The sequence below is a fragment of the Methanobacterium paludis genome (genome assembly GCF_000214725.1).
In the GTDB taxonomy this organism is placed as follows: domain Archaea; phylum Methanobacteriota; class Methanobacteria; order Methanobacteriales; family Methanobacteriaceae; genus Methanobacterium_C; species Methanobacterium_C paludis.
Genome location: NC_015574.1, coordinates 1,283,150 through 1,307,697 on the forward strand (window position 1 = coordinate 1,283,150; position 24,548 = coordinate 1,307,697).

Annotated in this window: 24 protein-coding genes; 12 read left to right on the forward strand and 12 right to left on the reverse strand. The window is 33.9% G+C overall.

What is annotated here, in order from left to right; genetic code table 11:
• Positions 1 to 6 precede the first annotated feature (6 nt).
• Positions 7 to 228, reverse strand: a complete 222-nt coding sequence (locus MSWAN_RS05985; RefSeq protein ID WP_048187958.1) for a TRAM domain-containing protein — start codon at positions 226 to 228, stop codon at positions 7 to 9.
• A 234-nt stretch (positions 229 to 462) separates the two neighbouring features.
• Positions 463 to 1,398: an MBL fold metallo-hydrolase gene (locus MSWAN_RS05990; RefSeq protein WP_013825721.1), complete on the reverse strand. Its 936-nt coding sequence runs from the start codon at positions 1,396 to 1,398 to the stop codon at positions 463 to 465.
• 276 nt (positions 1,399 to 1,674) lie between these two features.
• Here MSWAN_RS05990 and MSWAN_RS05995 point away from each other — a divergent pair, with 276 nt between their 5' ends.
• Positions 1,675 to 1,950, forward strand: a complete 276-nt coding sequence (locus MSWAN_RS05995) for a hypothetical protein (protein ID WP_013825722.1) — start codon at positions 1,675 to 1,677, stop codon at positions 1,948 to 1,950.
• Positions 1,951 to 2,015: 65 nt separating this feature from the next.
• Here MSWAN_RS05995 and MSWAN_RS06000 read toward each other — a convergent pair whose 3' ends face one another.
• The gene (locus MSWAN_RS06000) at positions 2,016 to 2,771 is read right to left on the reverse strand and encodes an N-acetyltransferase (RefSeq protein ID WP_013825723.1); all 756 of its coding nucleotides are present in this window, start codon (positions 2,769 to 2,771) and stop codon (positions 2,016 to 2,018) included.
• Positions 2,772 to 3,560: 789 nt separating this feature from the next.
• Between MSWAN_RS06000 and MSWAN_RS06005 the strand changes: the two genes are divergently transcribed.
• Together MSWAN_RS06005 and tfe are read left to right on the forward strand one after the other, a co-directional pair.
• Entirely contained in the window at positions 3,561 to 3,896 is a 336-nt protein-coding gene (locus tag MSWAN_RS06005) for a hypothetical protein (RefSeq protein ID WP_013825724.1), read from the forward strand.
• A 639-nt stretch (positions 3,897 to 4,535) separates the two neighbouring features.
• Positions 4,536 to 5,093, forward strand: a complete 558-nt coding sequence (tfe, locus tag MSWAN_RS06010; RefSeq protein WP_013825725.1) for a transcription factor E — start codon at positions 4,536 to 4,538, stop codon at positions 5,091 to 5,093.
• Between the two features lie 304 nt (positions 5,094 to 5,397).
• On the opposite strand, the gene MSWAN_RS06015 is transcribed toward tfe, so the two are convergent.
• The 6 genes from MSWAN_RS06015 to MSWAN_RS06040 form a co-directional block, all read right to left on the reverse strand.
• The gene (locus tag MSWAN_RS06015) at positions 5,398 to 5,784 is read right to left on the reverse strand and encodes a DUF488 domain-containing protein (protein ID WP_013825726.1); all 387 of its coding nucleotides are present in this window, start codon (positions 5,782 to 5,784) and stop codon (positions 5,398 to 5,400) included.
• A 282-nt stretch (positions 5,785 to 6,066) separates the two neighbouring features.
• Positions 6,067 to 6,501 carry a hypothetical protein gene (locus MSWAN_RS06020; RefSeq protein ID WP_013825727.1) on the reverse strand — a complete coding sequence of 145 codons (435 nt, stop codon included), beginning with the start codon at positions 6,499 to 6,501 and terminating at the stop codon, positions 6,067 to 6,069.
• Positions 6,502 to 6,634: 133 nt separating this feature from the next.
• Complete coding sequence (locus MSWAN_RS06025) at positions 6,635 to 7,522, reverse strand: ATP-dependent DNA ligase (RefSeq protein WP_013825728.1); 888 nt, start codon at positions 7,520 to 7,522, stop codon at positions 6,635 to 6,637.
• A 66-nt stretch (positions 7,523 to 7,588) separates the two neighbouring features.
• On the reverse strand, positions 7,589 to 8,350 hold the full coding sequence (gene ku, locus MSWAN_RS06030; RefSeq protein ID WP_013825729.1) for a non-homologous end joining protein Ku: 762 nt from the start codon (positions 8,348 to 8,350) through the stop codon (positions 7,589 to 7,591).
• Positions 8,351 to 8,600: 250 nt separating this feature from the next.
• Entirely contained in the window at positions 8,601 to 9,422 is an 822-nt protein-coding gene (locus MSWAN_RS06035; RefSeq protein ID WP_013825730.1) for a peptidoglycan-binding domain-containing protein, read from the reverse strand.
• 709 nt (positions 9,423 to 10,131) lie between these two features.
• Positions 10,132 to 10,512 carry a winged helix-turn-helix transcriptional regulator gene (locus MSWAN_RS06040; RefSeq protein ID WP_013825731.1) on the reverse strand — a complete coding sequence of 127 codons (381 nt, stop codon included), beginning with the start codon at positions 10,510 to 10,512 and terminating at the stop codon, positions 10,132 to 10,134.
• Between the two features lie 541 nt (positions 10,513 to 11,053).
• On the opposite strand from MSWAN_RS06040, the gene MSWAN_RS06045 reads away from it, so the two are divergent.
• Positions 11,054 to 13,498 carry a heavy metal translocating P-type ATPase gene (locus MSWAN_RS06045; protein ID WP_013825732.1) on the forward strand — a complete coding sequence of 815 codons (2,445 nt, stop codon included), beginning with the start codon at positions 11,054 to 11,056 and terminating at the stop codon, positions 13,496 to 13,498.
• 880 nt (positions 13,499 to 14,378) lie between these two features.
• Here MSWAN_RS06045 and rpiA read toward each other — a convergent pair.
• Both rpiA and MSWAN_RS06055 read right to left on the reverse strand, forming a co-directional pair.
• A complete protein-coding gene (gene rpiA / locus MSWAN_RS06050) occupies positions 14,379 to 15,053 on the reverse strand; it encodes a ribose-5-phosphate isomerase RpiA (protein WP_013825733.1) in 675 nt (224 codons plus the stop codon).
• Positions 15,054 to 15,086: 33 nt separating this feature from the next.
• Positions 15,087 to 15,518 carry a UPF0179 family protein gene (locus MSWAN_RS06055; protein WP_013825734.1) on the reverse strand — a complete coding sequence of 144 codons (432 nt, stop codon included), beginning with the start codon at positions 15,516 to 15,518 and terminating at the stop codon, positions 15,087 to 15,089.
• Positions 15,519 to 16,203: 685 nt separating this feature from the next.
• Here MSWAN_RS06055 and MSWAN_RS06060 point away from each other — a divergent pair.
• The 4 genes from MSWAN_RS06060 to MSWAN_RS12620 all read left to right on the forward strand — a co-directional run bounded on the left by MSWAN_RS06060 (position 16,204) and on the right by MSWAN_RS12620 (position 19,012).
• Positions 16,204 to 18,291, forward strand: coding sequence for a copper-translocating P-type ATPase (locus tag MSWAN_RS06060; protein WP_394295787.1), 2,088 nt, complete (start codon positions 16,204 to 16,206; stop codon positions 18,289 to 18,291).
• 38 nt (positions 18,292 to 18,329) lie between these two features.
• On the forward strand, positions 18,330 to 18,551 hold the full coding sequence (locus MSWAN_RS06065; RefSeq protein ID WP_013825736.1) for a hypothetical protein: 222 nt from the start codon (positions 18,330 to 18,332) through the stop codon (positions 18,549 to 18,551).
• A gap of 23 nt (positions 18,552 to 18,574) precedes the next feature.
• Positions 18,575 to 18,730, forward strand: coding sequence for a hypothetical protein (locus MSWAN_RS12780; protein ID WP_013825737.1), 156 nt, complete (start codon positions 18,575 to 18,577; stop codon positions 18,728 to 18,730).
• 90 nt (positions 18,731 to 18,820) lie between these two features.
• On the forward strand, positions 18,821 to 19,012 hold the full coding sequence (locus MSWAN_RS12620; RefSeq protein WP_320406973.1) for a thioredoxin domain-containing protein: 192 nt from the start codon (positions 18,821 to 18,823) through the stop codon (positions 19,010 to 19,012).
• Between the two features lie 75 nt (positions 19,013 to 19,087).
• On the opposite strand, the gene MSWAN_RS06070 is transcribed toward MSWAN_RS12620, so the two are convergent.
• Positions 19,088 to 20,131, reverse strand: coding sequence for an NAD(P)-dependent glycerol-1-phosphate dehydrogenase (locus tag MSWAN_RS06070; RefSeq protein ID WP_013825739.1), 1,044 nt, complete (start codon positions 20,129 to 20,131; stop codon positions 19,088 to 19,090).
• Between the two features lie 587 nt (positions 20,132 to 20,718).
• Between MSWAN_RS06070 and proS the strand changes: the two genes are divergently transcribed.
• From proS to thiD, 4 genes are all read left to right on the forward strand, one after another.
• Positions 20,719 to 22,128, forward strand: a complete 1,410-nt coding sequence (proS, locus tag MSWAN_RS06075; protein ID WP_013825740.1) for a proline--tRNA ligase — start codon at positions 20,719 to 20,721, stop codon at positions 22,126 to 22,128.
• A gap of 20 nt (positions 22,129 to 22,148) precedes the next feature.
• Positions 22,149 to 22,847, forward strand: a complete 699-nt coding sequence (locus tag MSWAN_RS06080; RefSeq protein WP_013825741.1) for an ARPP-1 family domain-containing protein — start codon at positions 22,149 to 22,151, stop codon at positions 22,845 to 22,847.
• Between the two features lie 195 nt (positions 22,848 to 23,042).
• The gene (gene cofC, locus MSWAN_RS06085) at positions 23,043 to 23,723 is read left to right on the forward strand and encodes a 2-phospho-L-lactate guanylyltransferase (RefSeq protein WP_013825742.1); all 681 of its coding nucleotides are present in this window, start codon (positions 23,043 to 23,045) and stop codon (positions 23,721 to 23,723) included.
• A complete protein-coding gene (gene thiD, locus MSWAN_RS06090; protein ID WP_013825743.1) occupies positions 23,720 to 24,493 on the forward strand; it encodes a bifunctional hydroxymethylpyrimidine kinase/phosphomethylpyrimidine kinase in 774 nt (257 codons plus the stop codon). The genes cofC and thiD overlap by 4 nt, the downstream gene beginning before the upstream one ends.
• Positions 24,494 to 24,548 lie beyond the last annotated feature (55 nt).

A 24,548-nucleotide genomic window follows, 5' to 3' on the forward strand; every position in this document is an offset into this window, starting at 1 on the left:
TTTAGATTATTCTACTACTTCAGCGAAAGCAAAGTTTCTTCTAGTAGAGTTGATTCTAATTTTAACTTCATCGCCAACTTTAGCGCCTGAAACAAAAACCACAAAACCTTCTACACGGGCAATTCCGTCTCCGTCTCTGCCTGTGTCCTCAATTTTAACATCGTATTCTTCTCCTTCATTTACAGGATTAGAATTTCCTCTATCATTACCGTAACTATTTCCAAACAAAATTATCACTTCCATTTTTTAGCCTATGAAGGCTAGATAACTGTTGATTTTGAAAGCATATAAAGTAGTAGGGAAAAAATGATTTTTTAATTTTTTTTAACCCCATTTTTGTAAATTTTTTACCTTCAAACTTCGGTATACAACTAAATTCAACCTTTATCTCTTAATGAATTGAAAAATTATCAACAATACCAGTGAAAAACTGCAAATATAAATTAATTAAATTTAAAAATTTTAAAATATATAGGTAGTACCTACAGTATTGAGAACTACCTTTTCAGGCATTTCCTCTTTGAATTTGCTAATAGAATTCCATCCTGTGCAGTGCATTGGCACCACATAATCAGGGTTTATCCTTTTCATTTCTTTTATTGTTGGTTCAACTATTGGCTCAAATATAGGTCCTGTGAGGTGAAAACCCCCTAGTACTGCATGAACTTTGTCGTTTTTGGTAATTTTCCGTGCATAATCTACTGTGTTAATTATTCCTGCATGGGCACAACCACTGATAACCACCAATCCTTTATCTTTCAGGTTGACAACTAAGCCTTGATCATCATTAAATGGATCAACCACCCATTTGTCATTAATTTTCACCTCTGCCCATGGAAACCCATTTTCAAATGTTGTAGTTCTTTCCACTTCACCTGTCATTAACATAAGTTCTGAGGCCAATGTAGAAGGCTCTCTACATTTAATGATTTCAGCTCCTGCTTGTTTCAAATCTTCTTCATTTAATCCGGGTATAGGAACAGGGGCACTTGCAGCAGGGTTGTTAATACGTCGCTCAAGAAATGCTTCAGGATGAAGAGCTAAAGGAATTTCTCCAGAAACACGGTTCATGAAATTCAACAGTCCACCGATGTGATCAAAATGGCCGTGGCTCAAGACTACTGTTTCTACCCTATTTAAATCAATATTTAATGCATTTGCATTTTGAAATAGACATTCTGTAGATATTCCCGTGTCCATGAGTATCACATGTTCTTCTGAACCTGCAAAAATTTTTATAAAACATGATAACCCATGTTCAGCAAGAACAGGTTTTTCAGGGGCAAATGGTGGTCGCACATCAATTTTTGAGCTCTGTTCCATGAACATATCGGTGAAATTATCAACCAGAACCGTTACTTCCAATCTATCTGCTTCTCTTAAGTTTAATTCATTCATAACTGATAACAGTTCAGGATAGTTTATATATTCTTGGTGTTGGATCTCAACAAGGGACCTTTTTTAAAAGCGTTAATAACTGAGTTAATAAATAAAACAAATTTAGAACTGATAAAAGAAAATTATATACTCCTTCAAAACAGATCTATACTAGAACACAAACTAAAGGTTTGTCTATTTTTTACATTTAATCCTTTAACACCATAAATTGCATTGTATGGGACTATAAACTCGTTAATACCCGTGCACAAAAGAAACTTAATGGAGATGTTATAATTGTTAAAGAATGAGTTAAAACAATTAAATAAAAATCTAATTTTAAAGGTTCGAGAGGGTAAATGTGGAAATATCACAATTTATGAAATGTTAAAGGCTGTTACAGTGCTCGATAATAATAAAGGAGGACAGGACTATTTACTTGATCATTGTACAGATGAAAAGATGGATGAGCTTCTGAAAATGATTAATGACATCGTGAATGATATGAGAGCGGGGCAAATGAATATTCCAGATCTTACGGCTAAATACCTCGATAGGATACCGCAGAGTTAGTGAGTTATACCCATAGTCAAGTCCATTTATGTAATTTAATTTTTTTAAACCGTAGAAACTTTTTATTAATCAATTCCCTTTAAATTGCTTTTGCGAACTGGTATCGATCGATCAATTTGTTTATCAAACTCTGGTGATACATAAAAATTTTTTGGGATAAATTTTCCATCCACTTCTTCAGCATAACCCAAATTCAATAAAACTTCTTTTAATTGGCTATTTGGAGATAATTCAATACCAAATTTTCCGTCAGCTTTTTTTGCATAATTTTCAGCCCAAAATTTAAGGGCTTTGCTACCATTACCTTTTCTTCTTTCTTCTTCGAGAATATAAATCTGGAATAATAAATCACTATTCATGTAGTCATTTCCATATTCTCCATCATAGGTTGTCCAGTCTAAAAATCCGATGTATTTTTCATTTTTATTATCAAATAACAAAAGAATATCCATTTCGTCTTTTTCATCCGCATCAATAATGTCAAGGGGGTTTCCTATGCTTTTATCATTAGCTGCGATGTAATTTAAAGCCATAAAAGTTTCCCAATCTTGACTACTGGATCCTAACGCAGAGTATAAGGTTCCATTTATCTTATTTGCTCTTTTTAGAAGTGTTGGATTCCATTCCAAGTTTAATAATTCCTCAGCATCATATGTGCGTCCTTCAAATTCAATAGCAAGTTTATTCTTACAAATAGGACAGAAATAGCCTGATCCAAACCAATCCTTAGTCTCATCATTTAATTTTACATCCTTTCCACAAGTATTACACGTTGAAACTAGATTATTCCCCTCTTTTCTTATATATCCTCCAAGTTTCATTATTTTTGCCTCCGGTTTACTTGTTTTTTTACCTATTTCAAAATAGATATGCAAGAAGTATTAAAAATAAAAAAATCGGATTTAGATGCAGAATTTCTGTTATCAAATCTCAGGGAGTATTCCCCATAAACCCATATAAACATGACTTTTGCCCCCAATTTGAACTCTGCAGTCGTCACATATTTATTTTAGACAAATTATAATGGTTTCTTTCAGAAGGCTGCCTCCTATTTCATTAAAAAACCTTCTAGTTTCCATCAAGATAACGACCGACACCAACTTGGATATGTATATTAATTTATGATTCACATTATTAATAATATTATAGGACAAGTAAATCACAAAACTTATATTGAGATTCAAATTTGGGATTAAGTGATTAAACAATCATTAATAACACTTTTATTAAAAAACTTATTAATCTCTGATCTCAAAAACAGACAATGACATTTAAAATTGAAAAGTCCACTTTAAAGTGGTATCGGTGAAAAATAACATGCTAAGGATCCGTTAATTACCCACTAAAAGTGGTAATGATTAATAAAAATAATAACTAATAAAAAAATATTAATATATGGACCATTATACCATATTATACTCAAATCGTTGAACATTCATCTTGCATAAACTCAATAATTTTATTCATATTTTCAATAAAAAAATAAAAAAATGAACAAGCCCATTTATTGGGTTTAATCTTGAAGTTTAGGTTTAAATTAGTTATATCTCTTTTAAAACAAAAAAGAGAAGATAAAAAAAACATACTTCGAATTCAAAAAAGGTGATGAAATGTTAAAGTATGAGGGTACAAAAAAAGAACCATATGGTAAAGAAATGCCCGCTGCGACTACTTTTCAAATAGAATTTGATGATGATAACCCATTAACAGAAAGAGAATTTTTAAAACTAAAAGGATTTATGAACAATTATCGTAGTTCATCACGCCCTGAAACACCAATTACATGGAATTTAAAGTATAATCATGATTCAAGTGTAAAAATCCAATTAAAACTCCATTATCTGGACATTGAATGGCCAAATGATAAATGTGCACAGGAAAAAATTATGATGACGTTGACAGAAGAATTTGAAGAAGCTTATAAAAAAGAATTTTTCGAATCTTAATCCTGTTTAATGTAAAAAAAATGTGGAGCGATGCAATTTAGACTTAATAGACATGATTTTAAAAAGATTTCATGCTTTTTTTATTAATCTGATCCATATCTTCTTTTTATCATCCATCCAATTTTTTTTACAACTCTTCTTGCATATATTTTGGAAAATTCCAAAAAACCCGTGACTAAATTTTTTGTAAAATCTATCAAAACATTTCTGACCCTTTTAAATGTTTACTATCTAAAGGGGTTAATTCCTAGTTTGAATAAGTAGATAATTGAAAAAAATAATACTAATTTTCAGTTAACAATATTCAGTTAACAATTTCTTATGCAAGCTCATTTAATTTATTCTGACATCGATAACACAGTAGGTAATCAACAATTATACACCACAAACTATATATGGTATAAAAATCTATATATAATAGTGTGTAGAAACCTTATATTTGTTTTATTTTTTGCATTAACTAATTAACCATTATATTATTAAGGATTATTTCATCCAGGATACCTGAATAAATGATAATTCAGGAAAAAATGATTTAGTGTTATTTGAATGAGTTAAAACATCAAAACTAGATCATAATACTGTATGTTCATTTGATTTAACCCCAAACTTCAATAAATGTCAAAGGAGGAATTTGGAATGCCCAATACCAATAGTTCGACTATTCCGGATTTAGATACACCACATGATAAAGGAGGGGTAGAAATGCTTAGTGATCCTGTAGTTCAAGAAATTTTAATGGATATTACCAATGATGAAAAAACTCTTTCAATCATTGAATGTATTTTGAATGGTAAAACACGTGAGGAAGAAATTGCAGAAGAACTTGGAATAAAGTTAAACCTCGTAAGAAAGGTGCTATACAAATTATATGATGCGGGAGTAGCAACTTACAGAAGAAGCAAGGACCCTGAAACACAATGGTTCACTTATAGTTGGAAATTTGATGAAGAAAAGGTACACCAGATAATAACCAAAAAATATGAAAAGTTCTCAAGGGAAATTGAAGAATCCCTGGAGTACGAAGAAGGGAACATGTTCTTTTTGTGCCGTGCCAACGGCCATAGATACAACTTTGAAGAAGCATCAAAAAACAACTTCAAATGTCCAAAATGTGGAGGTACACTTGAGTATCAGGACAACTCCACCATAATACTGGAACTGAAACAGATGATGGAAAAAAATCAGGTAGCTTAATTTTTTTTAAGCTGAGTTGATTTTAGAATATAAAATTAGTTGATTAAAATAAACATCAACCCATAACGCGTCGCGCAAGAAGTTACGAAAATTTTCATATAAAATGAAATCCATACCCAGATCCATATCTCCAATTCAAGGGTATTGACTTTCCTGAACCATAATATCACTTGATATTACAATCATTATCTTCTGCAATATTGTCCGCAATAGTTTAGTTAACCTTTCCTTAAACCATATATAAAGTCTTAAATAAACGTTTTACTCTAAATTTCTCTTGTTTTCCAGGATCCATGAGTTATAATTAACCATGAGTTCTGTTAACATAACTTTTAACCACCCTGGGCTTTTTTTTAAGCAGTTCTCTTAAAACAACTGCGTTATTGTGTTCTTCGTCCTTGGCGGAGTATATCAAAGTCAAAGTCCCATTAAACTTTTCCATAATCTTTAACCGGCCAATAAGTTCCTTTTTATCCTCAAGCTCGCCCAGATATTTATTTCTGAACTCATCCCATCTTTCAGGGTCATGAGCAAACCACTTCCTCAGTTCGCTGCTGGGTGCTATCTCTTTCATCAATGAATCCAGTTTTAAATCTTTTTTAGACACTCCACGAGGCCAAATTCTATCCACCAGGATTCTAAGGCCGTCACCTTCTTCAGGGGGCAGATACGATCTTTTGATATTGATCATATTATTTATTATTTTGAGAATGTTATTTCAATTTTTAGATCATATTATCAATTCTCTATAAAGTTATGAGATGTGATGAGATGTGCACTTGAAAGTAAAAAAATAGTCATGATATAAAAAAATCAGGTAAAATAAATAAAAATCTAAAATAAAATAGTAATTCATCCAATTGACAGAGATATTTTTAATTTAATTGATTTATATTAGATGATTTTGTAATTAAGATAAAAACAGATTAAATTTTCATGTGGGAATAATCAAAATGATAAAATCAAAATATGTTCATAATATTCCTTTTTTAAGAGTTGCTAACCATATAAGTACTTCGTCCGCGATAGATTCAGAAATATCTTCAATCCAATCTTTTTCACTCCATTTACATATTTCTCCTTCATCAATATCACCAACCACGTCTTCTATACGGTCTTGATCAGTATAGCCCCCCATCTCAGATTCACAGAAACTAAAATTTTTATCATGATTCTCAAACAGAACATCCCATGATTGCGAATCTCTAAGCTCCCAGTACCAATAATAATTTTTAATGTTTTCTTCTTCAACTTCGGGTTTATCATAGACCTCTTCTTCTTTATAACCAACGATCAGCACATTATCCTTATTTAAATAAATATATTTTTCCCAGATATCCTTAATTCCTTGTACCTTCTCTAATTCTGTTTTTTCTATACTATCTACAAGTTCTTTTTTGCTAATCATTTCTAATTACCCCCATCTCGCCAGAACACACTTCTTGATACTATAATTTAGTTATTATCATTAATTAAGATTCTCATCATAACTGAACTAACATGAGCATCAGATTTAAGATTTAAACTAAAGATTTTATTCATCATTCCCATCTGAATCTTACCCATACAGGACTTCTTGGCGAACCTTTGATTATTTCCTGTATTTTAATCTCTGCCAATAAAGGTTTGCTTGTAAGCAATACCTCTGATTCAATTTCAGGTGGTAACATTATACCCCGCGGACCCCTATTTTTTTCAAGAATTTTTAATATATCTTTTCTTTGCTGGTCTGTGAAACCTGTGCCTACTTTTCCGAAGTATCTTCCATCTTTTTTAAGAATCAATGCTCCAAATGGTATGCTACCCGTGCTTTTTGTGGCCCCTACCACATACACGTCCACTGTATCCTCTCTTTTGATTTTTATCCATTGGCCTGATCTTTTTCCGGGCTCATATTTAGAAAAAGCATTTTTAATAACAGCTCCCTCAAATCCATCTTTTAGATACTCTAAGAAATGTTTTCTCACAGTTTGATTATCAACCTTTAAAAATGGGACTATGCGCATACGATCATCCATATAAACCGCATCAATCAATACTTTTTTGCGCTCTATCAAAGGCTTTGATATAAGATCTTCCCCTTTCCATTGGATGATGTCAAATATATTGTAGGTGGCTGGGATCTTTTTGGATAAGATATGTATTTTAAATTTGTTCTCTACGTTACGTTTCAAAAGGTCGCGAAATCCTCCATGAACTGTTATTTCACCATCAACGATCCAGTTATCATCGTTCATATTCTTTGTTAAAGCTTGTGTGATCTCAGGGAATTTTTTTGAAACCTGGATATGTCTTCTGGTCCATAAACTTATTTTATCTCCTTTACGCGACGCTATTATTCTTTCCCCATCATATTTAGGCTCGCTTATCCATGTACCTGTTAACTGAACTTCCGGACCTGTGAGCTTACAAAGCATGGGTTCGATCATATTTTTTCCTGTCCAAATCCTTGGATTAATAGAAAAGTGAAGAATGATGCACAAATAAGGGACTAATTAATGTTCCAGCATCTTTGCCAGTTCTTTTTCGATGGATCTTGTTTCAGGGAGTTTGATTTCGGATATTTTTATTTCCTCTCCCAGTGCCTTCTTCTCTAAAAGTTCCCGTACCTGTTTTGTGTAGGTTTCAGAATATTTGCTCCATTCAAAATCAAATGTCATCTTTTCTATGACCTTTACTCCTTTTTCAACCAGATCATCGTCAACTTTGGCCTTAATAACCTCGATTTCATCTGCTGATCTTATCTGGTCTATGTACATGACGAGCTTAAGAAGGAAGCCCTTTTGGTATGGTTCTAACATCCCTATATATTCATTACTTCGCAACAACCATTTTACAATGGCTACTTTATTGCTCTTCTCCATCGCCTCTTTCAGGAGGAGGAAGCTCTGTCCTACTCCACCTTTTTTTGGTGATTCTGTTCCTACGTAATAGGGCTTGCTCAATGCCACAAGGGGTATTTCATCGAAGTTGCAGAACCCTAGAATCTCCATAGTTTTGCTGGAAAAGGGTTTAAGGGCTTTAATTTCTTCATCTGTAAATGTTATGCATTGTCCTGCAATTTCAACTGCTTTTATTATTTCGTCAGCTGTGAGTTCTTTACCATCTTTTTCACATACTTTCTTGTAATGAACCCTACCGCAATCAGTTTTATGTACCTGATGAAAATGTATATGAAGGTCTTCACTCGCGGCATAAGACCTAATCGGGATTAATATAGTCCCAAAAGCTATGTAACCAGACCATATCGAACGCATAAACACATCTCCAATTTTGGTTACTTAAAACCTATGATCTACTAGAAAAGTATAGTATATAATTTGATCAAAAAATATTAAATATTTTGTTTTTTTTGTTCAATTAAAAATGAGGAATTATTATATTTATTATGGAAATGCGAATGGTTTTTAGATAAATGTATAATATTAAAAAAGGGTATGGGGTCCTTTCTATAAATGTTTTTGAAAGGACGTATTTTTATTTTAGTTATTTAGATATTTGGATGTTTTATGCTTTGGTTAGTTGCCAACGTGGGCTGTATTCTTTTTCATAGCCTGATACGCCGTCGTAATCGACACCAGTTACTGAGGATGTTAATTCTCCTCCGTCAGCACCTTTTGGGTTGTATTCAAGTACTCCCCACTGACCGGATGATGGGTCGTAGTTTAACCATGTTACATAATACCATTTGTACGCATATCCCGAGTCAAAAGCGCCTGTAGGCTCAAACCATCCACTGATTGTTTGTTTTGATGTTGTTGATGTTACTTTTGCTTTTGCTGCTGTTATTGTGCTTGCTGTTGTTTTTGTGTTTGCACTGGTTGAAACTGTTGCTGTTGTGTTTTTAGTGGTTGTAGTTGCTTTAGCCGTTGTAGTTGTTGTCTGGTTTGCTGCACTTTTTGTTGTTGTTTTTGTGTTGTTGTTGTTTGTGATGGGGTTTGTTCCGGTTAGTGTTTTCATTGCGTTTTCTGTTTGTGTTGATACCCATCCGTCGATTGTTATGTTAGCATCTGTTTGGAAGAGTTTTACTGCTTGTTGTGTGTATTGGCCGAAGGATCCGTCGATTGCTCCGGTGTAGTATCCTTGGTTTTTGAGCCATTTTTGTAGTTCGATTACTTGGTTTCCAGTTGCACCTATTTTTAGGCCGTTGTCGGTAACCGCGTTTGTTCCGACATTGCTTTGGTTTAAACATGTGTTTACATTATTATTTTGAATATTTTGAGTGTCAGCCGCCCCCGCAAATGGTAAGGCACTGAACAGTACACACAACACTAATGCGGTTGTGTATGTAATTTTTCGATTAATTGTACCGCCTCCACGTCCGAACATTTTTATAAGTTATGTAAGGACTTTCTTTTGGCACTCCCTTTGATAACTTCAACCTCACATATAAAGGCTTTGATCAAATCCTAAAAAAAAGGCACGCAGAGAACTCTTTTTACAATTTAAGACCATATAAACAAGTATTGAAATAGGCTGTTAACAGATTAGTCATCACAGTTTCTATTTTCAATAAAATGACACAGTCCAAACCCCATTCCCCAAAAAAACCACCAAACAAACACTTCTACAATACCCTATAATACCCGAGAACATTCCTCAAGCCCAACCACCAACATCATACCAACCATTAACCCTTGATAATACATTAAATTCAAAACAAACACCAAAAAAATTAATACAAATAAATCAAAACCCACTAAACCCTTTACCCAATTTTCACCTTTTTAGAGAAAAACAAGCCCAACAAACCCCAAATAACATCACACCATAATTAATTTAAATATTATCAGAAGAAAATGTTACTTAAAATATTTGAAGAGACCACTTTAAATAGTATAATACTCCCAAATTTTTATAAAAATGGTTATAAAATGCTTTTTATTAAACCTTTAATAATTTAAGGAGAAATCCTAAGGTACAATAACATAATAAATAAAAATTTTAAAAAAAAGAAGATTTAAAGGATTATTTAAAAACGACAACAATTAATGTATTATATAAAATTTTAAAAAAATTACAATATCTAAGTATGCGTTTAAACACATTTCAGATGCGAAATACTCTTTTCATTTAATTCATTTAAACAGATTTTAGATACACAATACTCTTTTCCCCAATCATGAAGGGCATGTAAAATCGGTAGGACAGATTCACCTTTTTTAGTAAGTGAGTACTCCACCTTAGGCGGTACTTCTGCATAAACTGCATAAACCTTTCTATTAATTAAATTGTCTTTTTCTAATTCACGAAGCTGTTTTGTGAGCATTCGTTGAGTTACTGTAACTAAAATTCTATTAATCTCACTGAACCGTAATTTTCCATCTTTTAATGTCCATAAAATAAGCGGTTTCCATTTTCCACCTATTTCATCCATAGCTGCCCCAACAGGACAGCAGTATTCTTTCTTTGCAGTCATAAAATCACACCCATACTATATTTCCAAGATTTAATTAAATTTAACCCATTAGTCTACAGTGATTTATCGATGTTAGTTACTATACGGCATGTTAGTATATAACAACATCAACTGTACTTGATTTTTATATAATTAATTCCATTTGTATATTAATACAGCATGATGTGGAAAAAAATGTTGAATTTGATATCCAGTACTTCTGTTGCGGTCCAAAAGGCTGTCAAATAAATTGAATACGAAGAAATGAGGGACGTAGAAGATTAAACAAATTTCATTAATTTTATTTTTAAATTTTATATAAATGGCTAAATTGTCATTAGGTGAGGATTATGATCATTACAGGTAAAAGATTATGAAATGTTCACTGATTGCACGGTTTTTGAGCTTGAACATACAATCCCGTAAGGCGATAACTAAAATATAAAATGCTTTTCATGCCACATCTAAAAATGGATAAAAATTAGTAAGTTAACACTTAATAAATTAAACAGGACAATTGGATACACATTAATATTATAATTAACGAAATTAGAGGGAAAAAATGGCGAAACATCATAAAAAAGCTAAGATTAAAATTTCAGGGATGAGCTGTGTTTCATGTGCTAAAACCATTGAAAACTCATTAGAAAATCTTGATGGTGTAACCAAAGCCCAGGTAAATCTTGGATCAGAAGAAGCAGAAGTAGAATATGATTCTACAAAGGTTAATTTTCCCAACCTGGAAAATGCCGTCGAAGATGCAGGTTATAATGTTATAAATGAAAAGGTTATCCTTAAAATTGGCGGAATGACCTGTGCCATGTGTGTAAAAGCAATTGAAGATTCCATAAAAAAACTCGATGGAATAAGCAATATTAACGTTAATTTAAGCTCTGAAAAAGCTTATATAACCTACAATCCAAAAATGGTTACTGTATTTGATATGAAAAAATCTATTGAAGATGCAGGTTACCAATATTTAGGAACAGAAGGTGAAAAAACAGGTGATATTGAAGAAAAGGTTAGAATGAAAGATTTGAAGGATAAAAAGAACAGAACAATCGTAGGATTTGGTGTAGGAATACCTTTAATGGTTTTAATGTATGTAAATATATCTCTACCCATATCCATGCCTTTACTTTCACTTATAGTTTCCTTTATACCATTTATCTACGTAAGTTACCCCATATTCACCGCAGCATATCGTTCCCTCAAGAACAGAAATCTTAACATGGATGTGATGTATTCCATGGGTATAGGTGTTGCTTACGTTGCAAGTATTCTTGGAACCTTCAATATTGTATTAACACCGGAATTCATGTTTTATGAGACGGCCCTTATACTTGCAGCATTCTTAATGTTAGGCAGATACATGGAATCCCGAGCTATTGGAAGAACATCAACTGCAATAAAGAAATTAGTGGGTTTACAACCAAAAACTGCCATTGTTATTCGTGATGATTCGCAAACCGAAATTCCAATTGAGGATGTTCAATTAAATGACATTGTAATGGTCAAACCTGGTGAAAGGATCCCCGTGGATGGTAAAGTGGTCGATGGTGAAAGTTATGTCGATGAATCTGTAATTACCGGCGAACCTATTCCTGCTTTCAAAGATAAAGGTAAAAATGTTGTTGGCGGAACATTTAACAAAAACAGTGTCTTAAAATTTGAAGCCACAAAAATTGGGAAGGACACCATGTTATCCCAAATTATAAGGCTCGTAGAGGATGCTCAGGGCTCAAGACCTCCAGTTCAAAAAATTGCAGATAAAGCTGTAACATTTTTCATACCTACTATACTTACAATAGCCATAGTGGCGTTTATTGTTTGGTATCTAATTTTTGGAAGCACCCTCCTCTTTGCTCTGACTGTGTTGATCTCAATTCTTGTAGTTGCATGCCCATGCGCTCTGGGACTTGCAACACCCACAGCAATCACAGTTGGAATTGGACGTGGAGCAGAGCTGGGTATTCTTGTTAAAAATAGTGATGCCCTTGAAATATCTGAAAAATTAAATACCATCCTATTTGATAAAACAGGGACTCTTACAAAAGGTAAACCCGAAGTAACCGACATTGTCACTGTAAGTATGGAAAAAGCTGAGCTTTTGATGTTTGCCGCCAGTGTGGAAAAAAATTCACAGCATCCCCTTGGGGAAGCCATGGTTAAAAAAGCTAAAAAGGATGGCATCGATCTAAAAGACGTCAAAGAATTTGATACATTTGGAGGAAAAGGTATAACAGCAACTGTAGAAGATAAAAAAATTTTTATTGGAAACAGAGCTTTATTCAATGATAACAACATCGAAATAACCGATGAAATTGATGAAAAAAGGGCTAATCTGGAAAAACAAGGAAAAACAGCCATGTTAATAGCCATTAACCACCAAACATCTGGAATAATTGCTGTAGCAGATACATTAAAGGAAACTACAAAAGATGCGATTGCAGAGCTCAAAAAAATGGGTTTAAAAGTTGTTATGATAACAGGGGATAACGAAAGAACCGCAAATGCAATTGCAAAACAAATTGGAATAGAAAATGTGCTTTCGGAAGTTTTACCAGAAGATAAAGCCATTGAAGTAAAAAGACTTCAGGATAATGGCGAAATTGTGGCATTTGTAGGGGATGGAATCAACGATGCTCCGGCTTTAGCCCAATCAGACGTTGGAATAGCCATAGGAAGCGGTACAGACGTGGCAATAGAAAGTGGAAAAATAGTTCTTATAAAGGACAATCTAATGGATGCTGCTGCAGGAGTACAGTTAAGTAAAAAAGTAATGTCAAGGATAAAGCAGAACCTATTTTGGGCCTTTGCCTACAACGTCGTGCTTATTCCTGTTGCTGCAGGTGTTTTATATCCTGCTTTCGGTATTGTATTCAGGCCGGAATTTGCAGGGCTTGCAATGGCTTTAAGCTCTGTAACTGTGGTTAGTTTATCTTTAATGTTAAAAGGATATGTACCTCCAGCTAAAAAAGAGAATACACATCTAAATAAGATATAAAATAATTAAATTGAAAATATGCATTTAAATGAAGTTAAATTTCAACAATTTAACTTTTTTAAAAAAATAATATAATCGTAGTAGATGAGTGTATATTTTTTTTATAAATATTTATTTAAAAAAAGGATTTAAGATAAATTAGGGGATTTAAGATAAATTAGGGGATTTAAGATAAATTAGGGGATTTAAGATAAATTAGGGGATTTAAGATAAATTAGGGGATTTAAGATAAATTAGGGGATTTAAGATAAATTAGGGGATTTAAGATAAATTAGGGGATTTAAGATAAATTAGGGGATTTAAGATAAATTAGGGGATTTAAGATAAATTAGGGGATTTAAGATAAATTAGGGGATTTAAGATAAATTAGGGGATTTAAGATAAATTAGGGGATTTAAGATAAATTAGGGGATTTAAGATAAATTAGGGGATTTAAGATAAATTAGGGGATTTAAGATAAATTAGGGGATTTAAGATAAATTAGGGGATTTAAGATAAATTAGGGGATTTAAGATAAATTAGGGGATTTAAGATAAATTAGGGGATTTAAGATAAATTAGGGGATTTAAGATAAATTAGGGGATTTAAGATAAATTAGGGGATTTAAGATAAATTAGGGGATTTAAGATAAATTAGGGGATTTAAGATAAATTAGGGGATTTAAGATAAATTAGGGGATTTAAGATAAATTAGGGGATTTAAGATAAATTAGGGGATTTAAGATAAATTAGGGGATTTAAGATAAATTAGGGGATTTAAGATAAATTAGGGGATTTAAGATAAATTAGGGGATTTAAAATAGATTAGGGGATTTAAGAATAATGTATTTAAGATAAAAAACCCCTAAATCATCCACAATTTTTTTTATTGAATCCACAATTTAAATCCTTTTAAGGGTTTCAACTTTACCATCTTTTCCAACAAGAACTTCATCTGCGAGTCCTGTAAACAGACCGTTTTCAACAACACCAGGAATCGAGTTTAGCTCAACTTCAAGGTCCCATGGATTTCCTATCTCTTCAAATGCCACATCCAGTACAAAGTTGCCGTTGTCTGTTATCACAGGGCCGTCCTTACGTTCAGCCATTCTCAGGGCAGGTGCACCGCCAATTATTTCTATATTACGCTGAACAACTCTCATAGCATCCGGAATGACCTCTACAGGTACTGGCATGCTGCCAAGTTGATCTACAATCTTTGAAGAGTCCACGATCACCACAAAACGAACTGCTGAACCATCAACTATTTTTTCCATTGTATGGGCTGCACCACCACCTTTTATAAGGTTAAGGTCAGGATCCACCTCATCAGCACCGTCCACCGCTATATCAATGTCGTGTTCGTTGAGGGTTGTTACAGGGATTCCTGATTCTTTAGCAAGGAAGAAGGACTGGTAAGAAGTTGGTATTCCCATAACTTCTATTTCATCTTTTTTTACCCGTTCTCCAAGTTTCTTTATGAAGTAGTGAGTTGTTGAACCTGTTCCAAGTCCAACTATGTCACCATCTTTCACAAGCTTCGCTGCTTCGTATCCAACTATTCTTTTAAGTTCCATAATTATTCCTCTCAGGGTTAGTAAATCAGAAATTCAGTACCTCAGGAGTACTGTGGTTAAGTCCAAACCCTTTGCACATTCATTATTTACTTTTCCAATTTTTTTAACTATTTTGCATTTATCTTCCAGGTATAAACCTTCTGGAAAACACAGTTCTCGCATTGAACATTCTTCATCACATTCAGGAGGGTTGAACACAATTTTAGATCCTTCAAAAGCTTTTTTAGAGTCTATAACTGTTTTGATATTTGCTTTATCAACTTCAACCACCTTTACCTTTCCCCCTTCATGAAGAAGGCATGGGTGTTCTGTATTTTTTACATCTTTTATCACGTACATTCTCCCAGTTTCAAGGGGATCTATACAAGTATTTTTAAATCTGCACTTTTCACATTCAGAAGAAGCACCGTAGTGCATGAATACAAGTCCTTTCTCTGCAAGATTTTTTCCAATAAGCGTTATCATGTTATCACCGAATAATCAGGTTTTATTCCCATTTAATGTAATAATTTGTTAATATTAAAATAATATTAAGGAATCTATCAAGTATTGAGAATTACTATATATGTCAGATTATATAAACATGATTTAATTTCCACTTTTTTTGGTTTGTAGATACTTGTATTCATTTTCTTTTAGTGTTTTTGTGGATTATATTAATTTATATTCATGTATTCCCCCATTGGGTTCCAATCAGTTTATCATACTATTATGATCAAATTTTCTTAAAAGTTTATTCCTAAAAGTTTAAATAATACTTTAATTTTAATGTTCATAGTGTTTTCAGGTTTAAATATACAATTCAAAACTTCTCAGTACTTCGTTATAGATTTATGTAAGAATACGAGGATATAAAACTAAAAAACAAAAGATTAGAAAATTTTAAATAATAAAAAAAATAAATTAAATATGAGTTATTATTAACTCATACATTGAGAATACTTTGGTAGATAAGCAATCTAGGTAAAAAGGGGGAGGTAGACACCCTAACTCCTTTTTACCATTCATAACTTTCATTCAGCTTTGATTTTTTATTTTTGAGAAAATATCGATATAACTTCTTTAAAGCTTTTTAAGTGCCCCAAAATGTAAATTTGAAGAAATACTAAATTATTAACAATTAGATTCATAATTAGGTTAAGAATGGGGAGTGAAAAAATTGGATCACCACGATTCTAATCATCAGATGAAACATACGGATGAATCTCATGAAAAAAATGGTGAATGTGTTGTATGTGGAGGAAAACTAACTGAAGAACATAGAATGAAAGGAGAACACGTTCATTCTGGCATGATTGATGATTTAAAAAAAAGATTCTTGATATCATTACTCATAACCATACCTATTCTTATTTTATCACCTACAATTCAAGGATTAGTTGGTTTAGGTAACTCATTCAGATTTACAGGAGATTTATACCTTCTTTTTGCATTATCGTCCATAGTCTATTTTTATGGTGGTTATCCATTTTTTAAAGGATTTTTCAACGAAATCAAATTGAGAACACCTGGAATGGATATGTTAATTTCTGTTGCTATTACCAGTGCTTACCTCTACAGCAGTGCAGTTGTTTTTGGTCTCATGGGCGAAGTTTTTTTCTGGGAACTTGCTACACTAATTGATATTATGCTTATTGGGCACTGGTTGGAGATGAAATCCGTGATGGGTGCTTCCAGAGCACTTGAAGAACTTGTAAAACTCATGCCATCAAATGCACATAAAATAATGTTTGATAAGAGCATAATAGACGTTCCTTTAGATGAACTGAGTGTAGAAGACCATGTAGTCATTAAACCGGGAGAAAAGGTTCCAGTTGATGGAGAAATTATCAGAGGGAATACTTCTATCGATGAATCAATGATTACGGGTGAATCAGAACCTGTATTTAAGGAAATTGGTGCCGAAGTCATTGGTGGATCTATTAATGGGGATGGATCCATTACTGTGGAAATTAAAAAAACTGGGAAGGATTCATTCCTTTCAAAAGTTATAACTCTTGTTGAGGAAGCACAGGCAAATAAATCAAAGACACAAAATCTGGCTGACAGTTTTGCAACATGGCTTACGATAATAGCTCTATCTGGTGGATTTATAACCCTCTTAGTATGGTTAGCCGTTACAAATTTGGGATTTGAATTTGCTCTTGAGAGGGCTGTAACTGTAATGGTTATTGCATGTCCACATGCACTTGGACTTGCAGTACCATTGGTTGTTGCAGTTTCAACTTCCCTATCAGCACGAAATGGGCTTTTAATTAGAAATCGTGCTTCTTTTGAAAGATCACGAGACGTTAATGCCATAATATTTGACAAAACAGGCACACTTACACAAGGAAAGTTTGGTGTTACTGATATTATTCCTTTAAGCAGTGAATATAATGAAAATGATGTTTTAAAATATGCAGCTTCACTTGAATCATATTCTGAGCATCCTATTGCTAAAGGAGTTGTAAATTCAGTTAAAGAGACTTTTGACGTTAAAGATTTTAAATCAATCCCTGGAAAGGGTATTCAAGGTAAAATTAATACAAAAAACGTTGAGGTAGTAAGTCCAAGATATTTAAAAGAGCTTAACCTTGATATTTCTAATGAAAAGGTAGATAAACTCTTGTCTGAAGGAAAAACAATTGTTTTTGTAATTATTGAAGCAGAACTTAAAGGTGTAATTGCACTTGCAGATATTATAAGGGAAGAGTCCAGAGAAGCTATTAAAGAATTCAGAGATATGGGAATCCAGTGCATGATGATTACGGGGGATAGAAAAGAGGTTGCAGAATGGGTATCCAAGGAAATTGGACTTGATAAATATTATGCAGGAGTTTTACCACAAGAAAAAGCAGGAAAAGTTCGAGAAATTCAATCTGAAGGTTTAATTGTTGCTATGACTGGTGATGGTATTAATGATGCCCCTGCCCTTGCACAGGCGGATATAGGTATTGCAATCGGTGCAGGTACAGATGTAGCTATTGAAGCTGGTGATGTTGTTTTGGTAAGAAGCAATCCTCTTGATGCTGTTTATATAATAAAGCTTTCTAAATCAACCTACAAAAAAATGGTCCAAAATTTAGCTTGGGGAGCTGGATACAACATTTTTGCCATTCCAATTGCAGCAGGCGTTCTTTATAGTTTTGGAATTCTTTTAACCCCCGCTGCAGGAGTTATATTAATGTCACTTAGCACCATTATTGTGGCTTTTAATTCAAGAACCCTTAAAATTGAGAAGATTGCTAAAACATAATATTTTATGGAAAAATATAGAAATTGCAAGGTGATTAAATGTCAACAGGATTAGCCCATTATCCAATCTTTGGTATAGATTTAGTTGTTTATATAGGTACAACTGCCTTAATCCTCTTAATATTTGTGGCTTCAATTAAAAGCTTAAATAGACTCGTTTTGAAAAAAAGAGGTAAGACTATTTCCCCCAATTGGCATCATTGGCTCGCAATTATTGTAATAATTTTAGTAGTAATACATGTTGCAATACAATATATTTAATATTAAATTAAAGAGGTGATTTAATGGATAGAAACACAATGATAGTGTTAATAGTGTTGATCATTGCAGTAGTCATAGTAGTTATCTTTAGTTGGTTATGGATGTACACTCCTTATATGGGCGGATATCATGGTAACTACGGTAATCATATGGGATCCGGGATGATGCAAGGATATTAAGAAATTAGATTGTGGAATTATCCAGGTTACAAGATTAAAAGCAAATACAATGGTAGAGAGAGTTGACTTGGATCCCCATGAAAATGGGGAATATTAAGAAGCCCATCAATGATCATTGATGGGGAGATAAAATCTAGTGGAAATGTCTTATCAGTTGAAGAATTAAAAAAACTGTTAAAAAGAGAATATGTAAATAAAATTTACCTGAAATTTTTTTATGATATTATTGTGGCTTTTAAAATTCAAGAACCCTTAAAAATTGAGAAGATTGCTAAAACATAATATTTTACGGAAAAATAGGAGAGAGTTAGGAATATTGAAAAGACTAATCTTCTCCCCTATTTAATGGAAGTATATCTATATAACCCCTGTTGTGACTGCCAGTGCTTCTGCTGATTCCTCTGTGAGTCCCCTATCCCCGAGAATTGTGTATCTTTCTTTACGGATCGTATGGGCTTTTGTAAGGGCTTCTATAATGTATTCTGGCTTAATTCCCATTTCATGAGCTGTTGTAGGGGCTTTAATGGTTTTTAATGTGTCCCTAATAAATTTCCAATCCCCTCCATGGAGATACATCATCATTATAGTGCCTAAACCACACTGTTCTCCGTGAAGAGCTGGTTTTGGTGCTACAATATCCAGGGCGTGGCTGAATTTATGTTCAGAACCGCTTGCAGGTCTGCTTGTGCCCGCAATACTTATGGCAATTCCACTGCTTATCAAAGCCTTAACAACAAGGCCCGCACTCTCCGCAAGTCCTTCTTTTATGGCATCGGCAGATTTCATTGTCATTTTTGCTGTCATAAGAGACAAAGCTGATGCAGAATCGCTGTAATACTCGTTCAATAACCTGTGAGACAGTTGCCAGTCCAGTATCGCTGTGTAGTTTGATATTATATCACCACACCCTGCTGCAAGTAACCTGAAAGGTGCTTTGCTTATGATTGATGTATCCGCAATAATTCCAAGGGGAGGTTTTGCCTTAAGCGAAACACTTCCTCCTTCATTTTTTATTGAAGCTCGCGGTGATGCTATTCCATCGTGGGATGCTGCAGTTGGCACGCTTATAAAGTGAATTCCAGATCTGGTGGATGCAAGCTTTGCAACATCTATAACCTTTCCCCCTCCAACACCTAAAACAATGGAAGCACTTCCAATCCCATCTTGAACTTCTATAACCGCATCTTTTGATGCTTTTTCGATTGTGATATTTTCAACTTCAAATCCTTCATCCTGAAGGCTTTTGATTGCTTTTTCTCCTGCAACTTTAAGGGTGTGATGTCCTGTTACAACCAGAACTTTACCACTGATCCTCAAATCCTTACAGATAGCACCGGTTTCCTCAATCACTCCTTCACCAGTGTGTATTTCCCGAGGGAGCTGAATCTTTTGAAAATCCATTTTATCGTACCTTTTGTATCAGTAATATAACACCATTTAATAAAATAATTTTTGATTTCTCTTAAAATTTCTCTTTAAATCTATTAAGATCTCTCTTTTAATTTACCGGATCAAATTGTAAAAATCAAATTGTAAAAAATTTTATTCAACTTGATCTAAATGAGAATAATGGAATTTTTACTCTTTTGATACTTTTAACTTATAGTTTAATCTATAATCAATATGTATGGAATTCCCCTATTCAAATAGTTATTATTTAAAAATTTAAAAGCTCCAATGATTATATAAAACAATAGAATAGATAAAATTATAAAATAAAACTAGAACTTTTGAAGCAATATAGTTCAAAATAAGAATATTTCAAATAATCCTTAAAAAATTAAAAAAGATTAAAATTAATAAAAATCCAGATCCAACAGATTTAATAAAAGATTTGTTGATAAGGATTTGATAAAAATAAAGATTGTTGATAAAAGATTTGATGAAAATAGTTAGTAAATTAAATTTGATAAAAAGATTGATAAATTTAAATTTTATCCGTAATTAAATCAAATAATTTTAATAAAAATATTGATAATGGTGAATAAATGACTGATTTCAGCGAATGGTTCCACAATATCCTAGAAGAAGCAGAAATAATCGATACACGTTACCCTATAAAAGGAATGCACGTCTGGCTCCCTCAGGGCTTCAAAATAAGAAAGTACACACTGAAAATTTTAAAGGAAATCCTCGACGAAGACCATGAAGAAGTACTGTTCCCCCTATTGATACCAGAAAATGAACTTGCAAAGGAAGCAATACACGTCAAAGGATTTGAAACTGAAGTTTACTGGGTAACACACGGCGGTCTCACAGAACTCAATGAAAAACTTGCTTTGAGACCTACAAGTGAAACAGCCATGTATCCTATGTTCTCGCTATGGGTCCGCTCCCACACAGACCTCCCCATGAAATTTTATCAGGTGGTTAATACTTTCAGATACGAAACCAGACACACAAGGCCCCTTATAAGGGTTCGGGAGATTACAACCTTTGAAGAGGCACACACAGCGCACGCCTCAAGGGAAGACGCAGCAAAACAGGTTGAAAATGCTGTTGAAATTTATAAGACTTTCTTCAACATATTGGGAATACCCTACGTCGTAACAAAAAGGCCTGAGTGGGACAAGTTCCCAGGGGCTGATTACACAATGGCCTTTGATACATTACTACCCGATGGTAAAACCCTCCAGATCGCAACTGTGCACAACTTGGGGCAGACATTTGCAAAAACTTTTGATATAACCTATGAAACAGCTGAAGGCGCACACGAATATGTTTACCAAACATGTTACGGCCTATCTGACCGAGTTATAGCTTCTGTCATTGGTATACATGGTGATGAAGCAGGACTGTTCTTACCTCCAGAGATTGCCCCTTATCAGGTTGTTATAGTTCCTATAATTTTCAAAAAGGGAAGCGAAGAGGTTATGGAATTCTGCAGAAACCTTGAAAAAACTTTAAAATCTAAAGGTATAAGGGTTCATTTTGATGATAGGGACATAAGGGCAGGCAAAAAATATTATGAATGGGAGATGAGGGGAGTACCACTTCGAATTGATGTAGGACCAAGAGATATTGCAAACAAAAAGGTTGTAACCGTTAGAAGGGACGAAAAAGAAAAAGAAATTGTGGACTTCAAACCAGAAAACATTGCAGAAGATGTTAAAAGCATACTGGATGATGTAACAAGGAACATGGGAGATAAATCCTGGAAATCATTTAATAATGAAGTCAGAAGTGTCGAAACTCTTGAGGAAGCCTCAGAAAAAATATCAAAATATAATGGTATAATCTCCTTTGGCTGGTGTGGAGATGAGGCCTGTGGAAAAGAACTTGAAGAAAAAATAAACGTTGATATCCTTGGAATTCAGGGGGAAATTGAGGATGGTAACGTATGTATAAATTGCGGTAAACCTGCAAAACATGTTGCACTCATAGCAAAAACATATTAAAAAAGATCTGAGGGGATGGAATGAATCTAAGAGTAATTCTTCTTGTATTTGTAATTTTCATCTTTGCGGTTGGGTTTGGAGTTATGAGCTACTCTGAATCATTGGGAATACCATTGAAACAAGCGTATGACAATGGAAAAGTAACTGTTGTGCAGAACACAACAGCTGGGACTATCCCGCATGTGATTACAATAAAGAATAACGATACAAAACCTGTGAAAGTTCAAAAAGGAGATATACTCAAAAGTAATTCTTCTCAGGACCTCGTAATTGCAGAAAACAGTAACATACCAAAAAATTCAACAGAAAACATTAATGCCTACTGTTTTGAACCAACACAACAAGCAGTAGCCGGGGCAAAACTTCAACCATCGACCAACACAGCATCATCCCAAATAAAACAGATTATAACTGATTCAAATCCCTCAGATATTCAAAATGCCACTTCAGCCCAGCTTCAAATATGGACAGTTGTATCTGGAGGAAATTTAACTATTTACAGCGGAGAACCAGCTGCACTGGTGGATAAACGGGGAATAACATTTTCTAAACTTCGTCAGGAATTAACAGATGCTAAATCTTCTGTGATGAGCATGTTCAACGTCACATCTGACGGATTGAATAATCTAGCACAGAACAACACTACAACATCCTCAGGAGACATTCAAAGTTTATTCAATGGCTTTATAGATTGGGTAAAAGGTTCTTTAGGAATATAAACTGAGGATATAAATTAAAACATGAATCAGTTTAATCAATGAATAGTAAATTTTGGATACAATATCCGGAATTAGGAAATAGTCTGTAATTAGACCAATGTAAGATGAAACAGTGAATAGTGAATAATCAATAAGGGTTAATAAGTTACTGAGTAGGAAATTATACAAAATCTATTAAATGGAAAGGGTTCATTGATGAGTAAAACATTTGCAGTAATCCCAGTATCAAGATTTACAGACGCAAAAACAAGATTGTCACCAACTTTAACGGCTTTAGAACGGGAAAATCTTTTAAAATCCATGTTAAAAGATGTCATCAACGTTTTAGATAATGTTGTTAATAAAGTGGTTGTTATAAGCTCTGATAAGGATGTTTTAACGTTCGTAAAAGAGATAGGTGCTTTACCCATTGAAGAGGAAGGTACAACAGATTTGAATGGCGCTCTGATGCAGGCCATCAAGTGGTGCTCCCAATCATGTGACAAGGTACTTGTAGTACCTTCAGATGTGCCTCTTATCCGGAAAAGTCACGTCGAAGAAATATTAAAGATGGGTGAAAACTTTGGAATGGTAATAGCCCCTGCAAAGGGAGGAGGAACCAACGCACTACTTTGCCCAACCTCAAAAATAGAGATGAAATTTGGGGAATGCAGTTTCTTCGAGCACATAAAGGAAGCAGAATCAAACAACATATCCTATGGAATCTATGATTCATTTTACATGTCCCTGGATGTAAATACTGCAGAGGATCTAGGAGAAATAATGATACACGGCTCCGGGACTGAAACAAAGAGTTTTCTAAAAAGATCCGGACTCAACGTGAGATCAAATCATGGCTCTGAGAGGCTGCACGTGAATAGAGGGAAAAAAACATGACCTGCACAGAATCAATCGCCATGACAATAGCTGGTTTTGACCCATCAGGCGGTGCAGGAATTTTAAACGATGTTAAAACTTTTGAAGCTCTTGGAGTTTATGGAACAGCAGTCATAACAACATTAACAGCACAAAACGTTCAGAGAGTTGAAGGTTTGATGCCTGTTGATACTGAATTCATTGAAAAACAGATCGATACGGTTCTTGAAGGGGAAAAAATAGAGTACGCAAAAACGGGAATGCTTTTTTCGGATGAAATAATAAAAACTGTGGCTTCTAAGGTCAAAGAACACAATTTAAAAGCTGTGGTCGATCCTGTAATGGTTGCTGGGTCTGGCGGTTTTCTATCGGAGGAAGGTTTTGCAGATTCATTAAAAAAACATCTTCTACCCATTGCACTACTTACAACTCCAAACATCTTTGAAGCACAGGCTATTTCAGGAATTGAGATCAAAAATGAGGACGATGCCATAAAAGCGGCAATTGAGATTGGAAAATTTTGCAACGTTGTTGTGACGGGCGGACATCTTAACGGCTCAGATATATTTTACAACGGTTCAATTAAGGTTTTTGAAGGCGAACTTGTGGAAAGCACAAACCTCCATGGAACTGGTTGTACCTATTCAGCTGCAATCACAGCATTGCTCTCAAAGGGGTGCGATGTTGAAACTTCGCTACAAAAGGCAGGTAAATTTGTGAGTGAAAGTATCAAATGGGGTAGGAGAGGTACCTTAAATCAGTTCGGGAAATTCAATGATTCCAGAATATAAAAGTTAGAGTTGATTATTTAATAAGGGATGTGGTTGATGTGGTTTCAAATAAAGA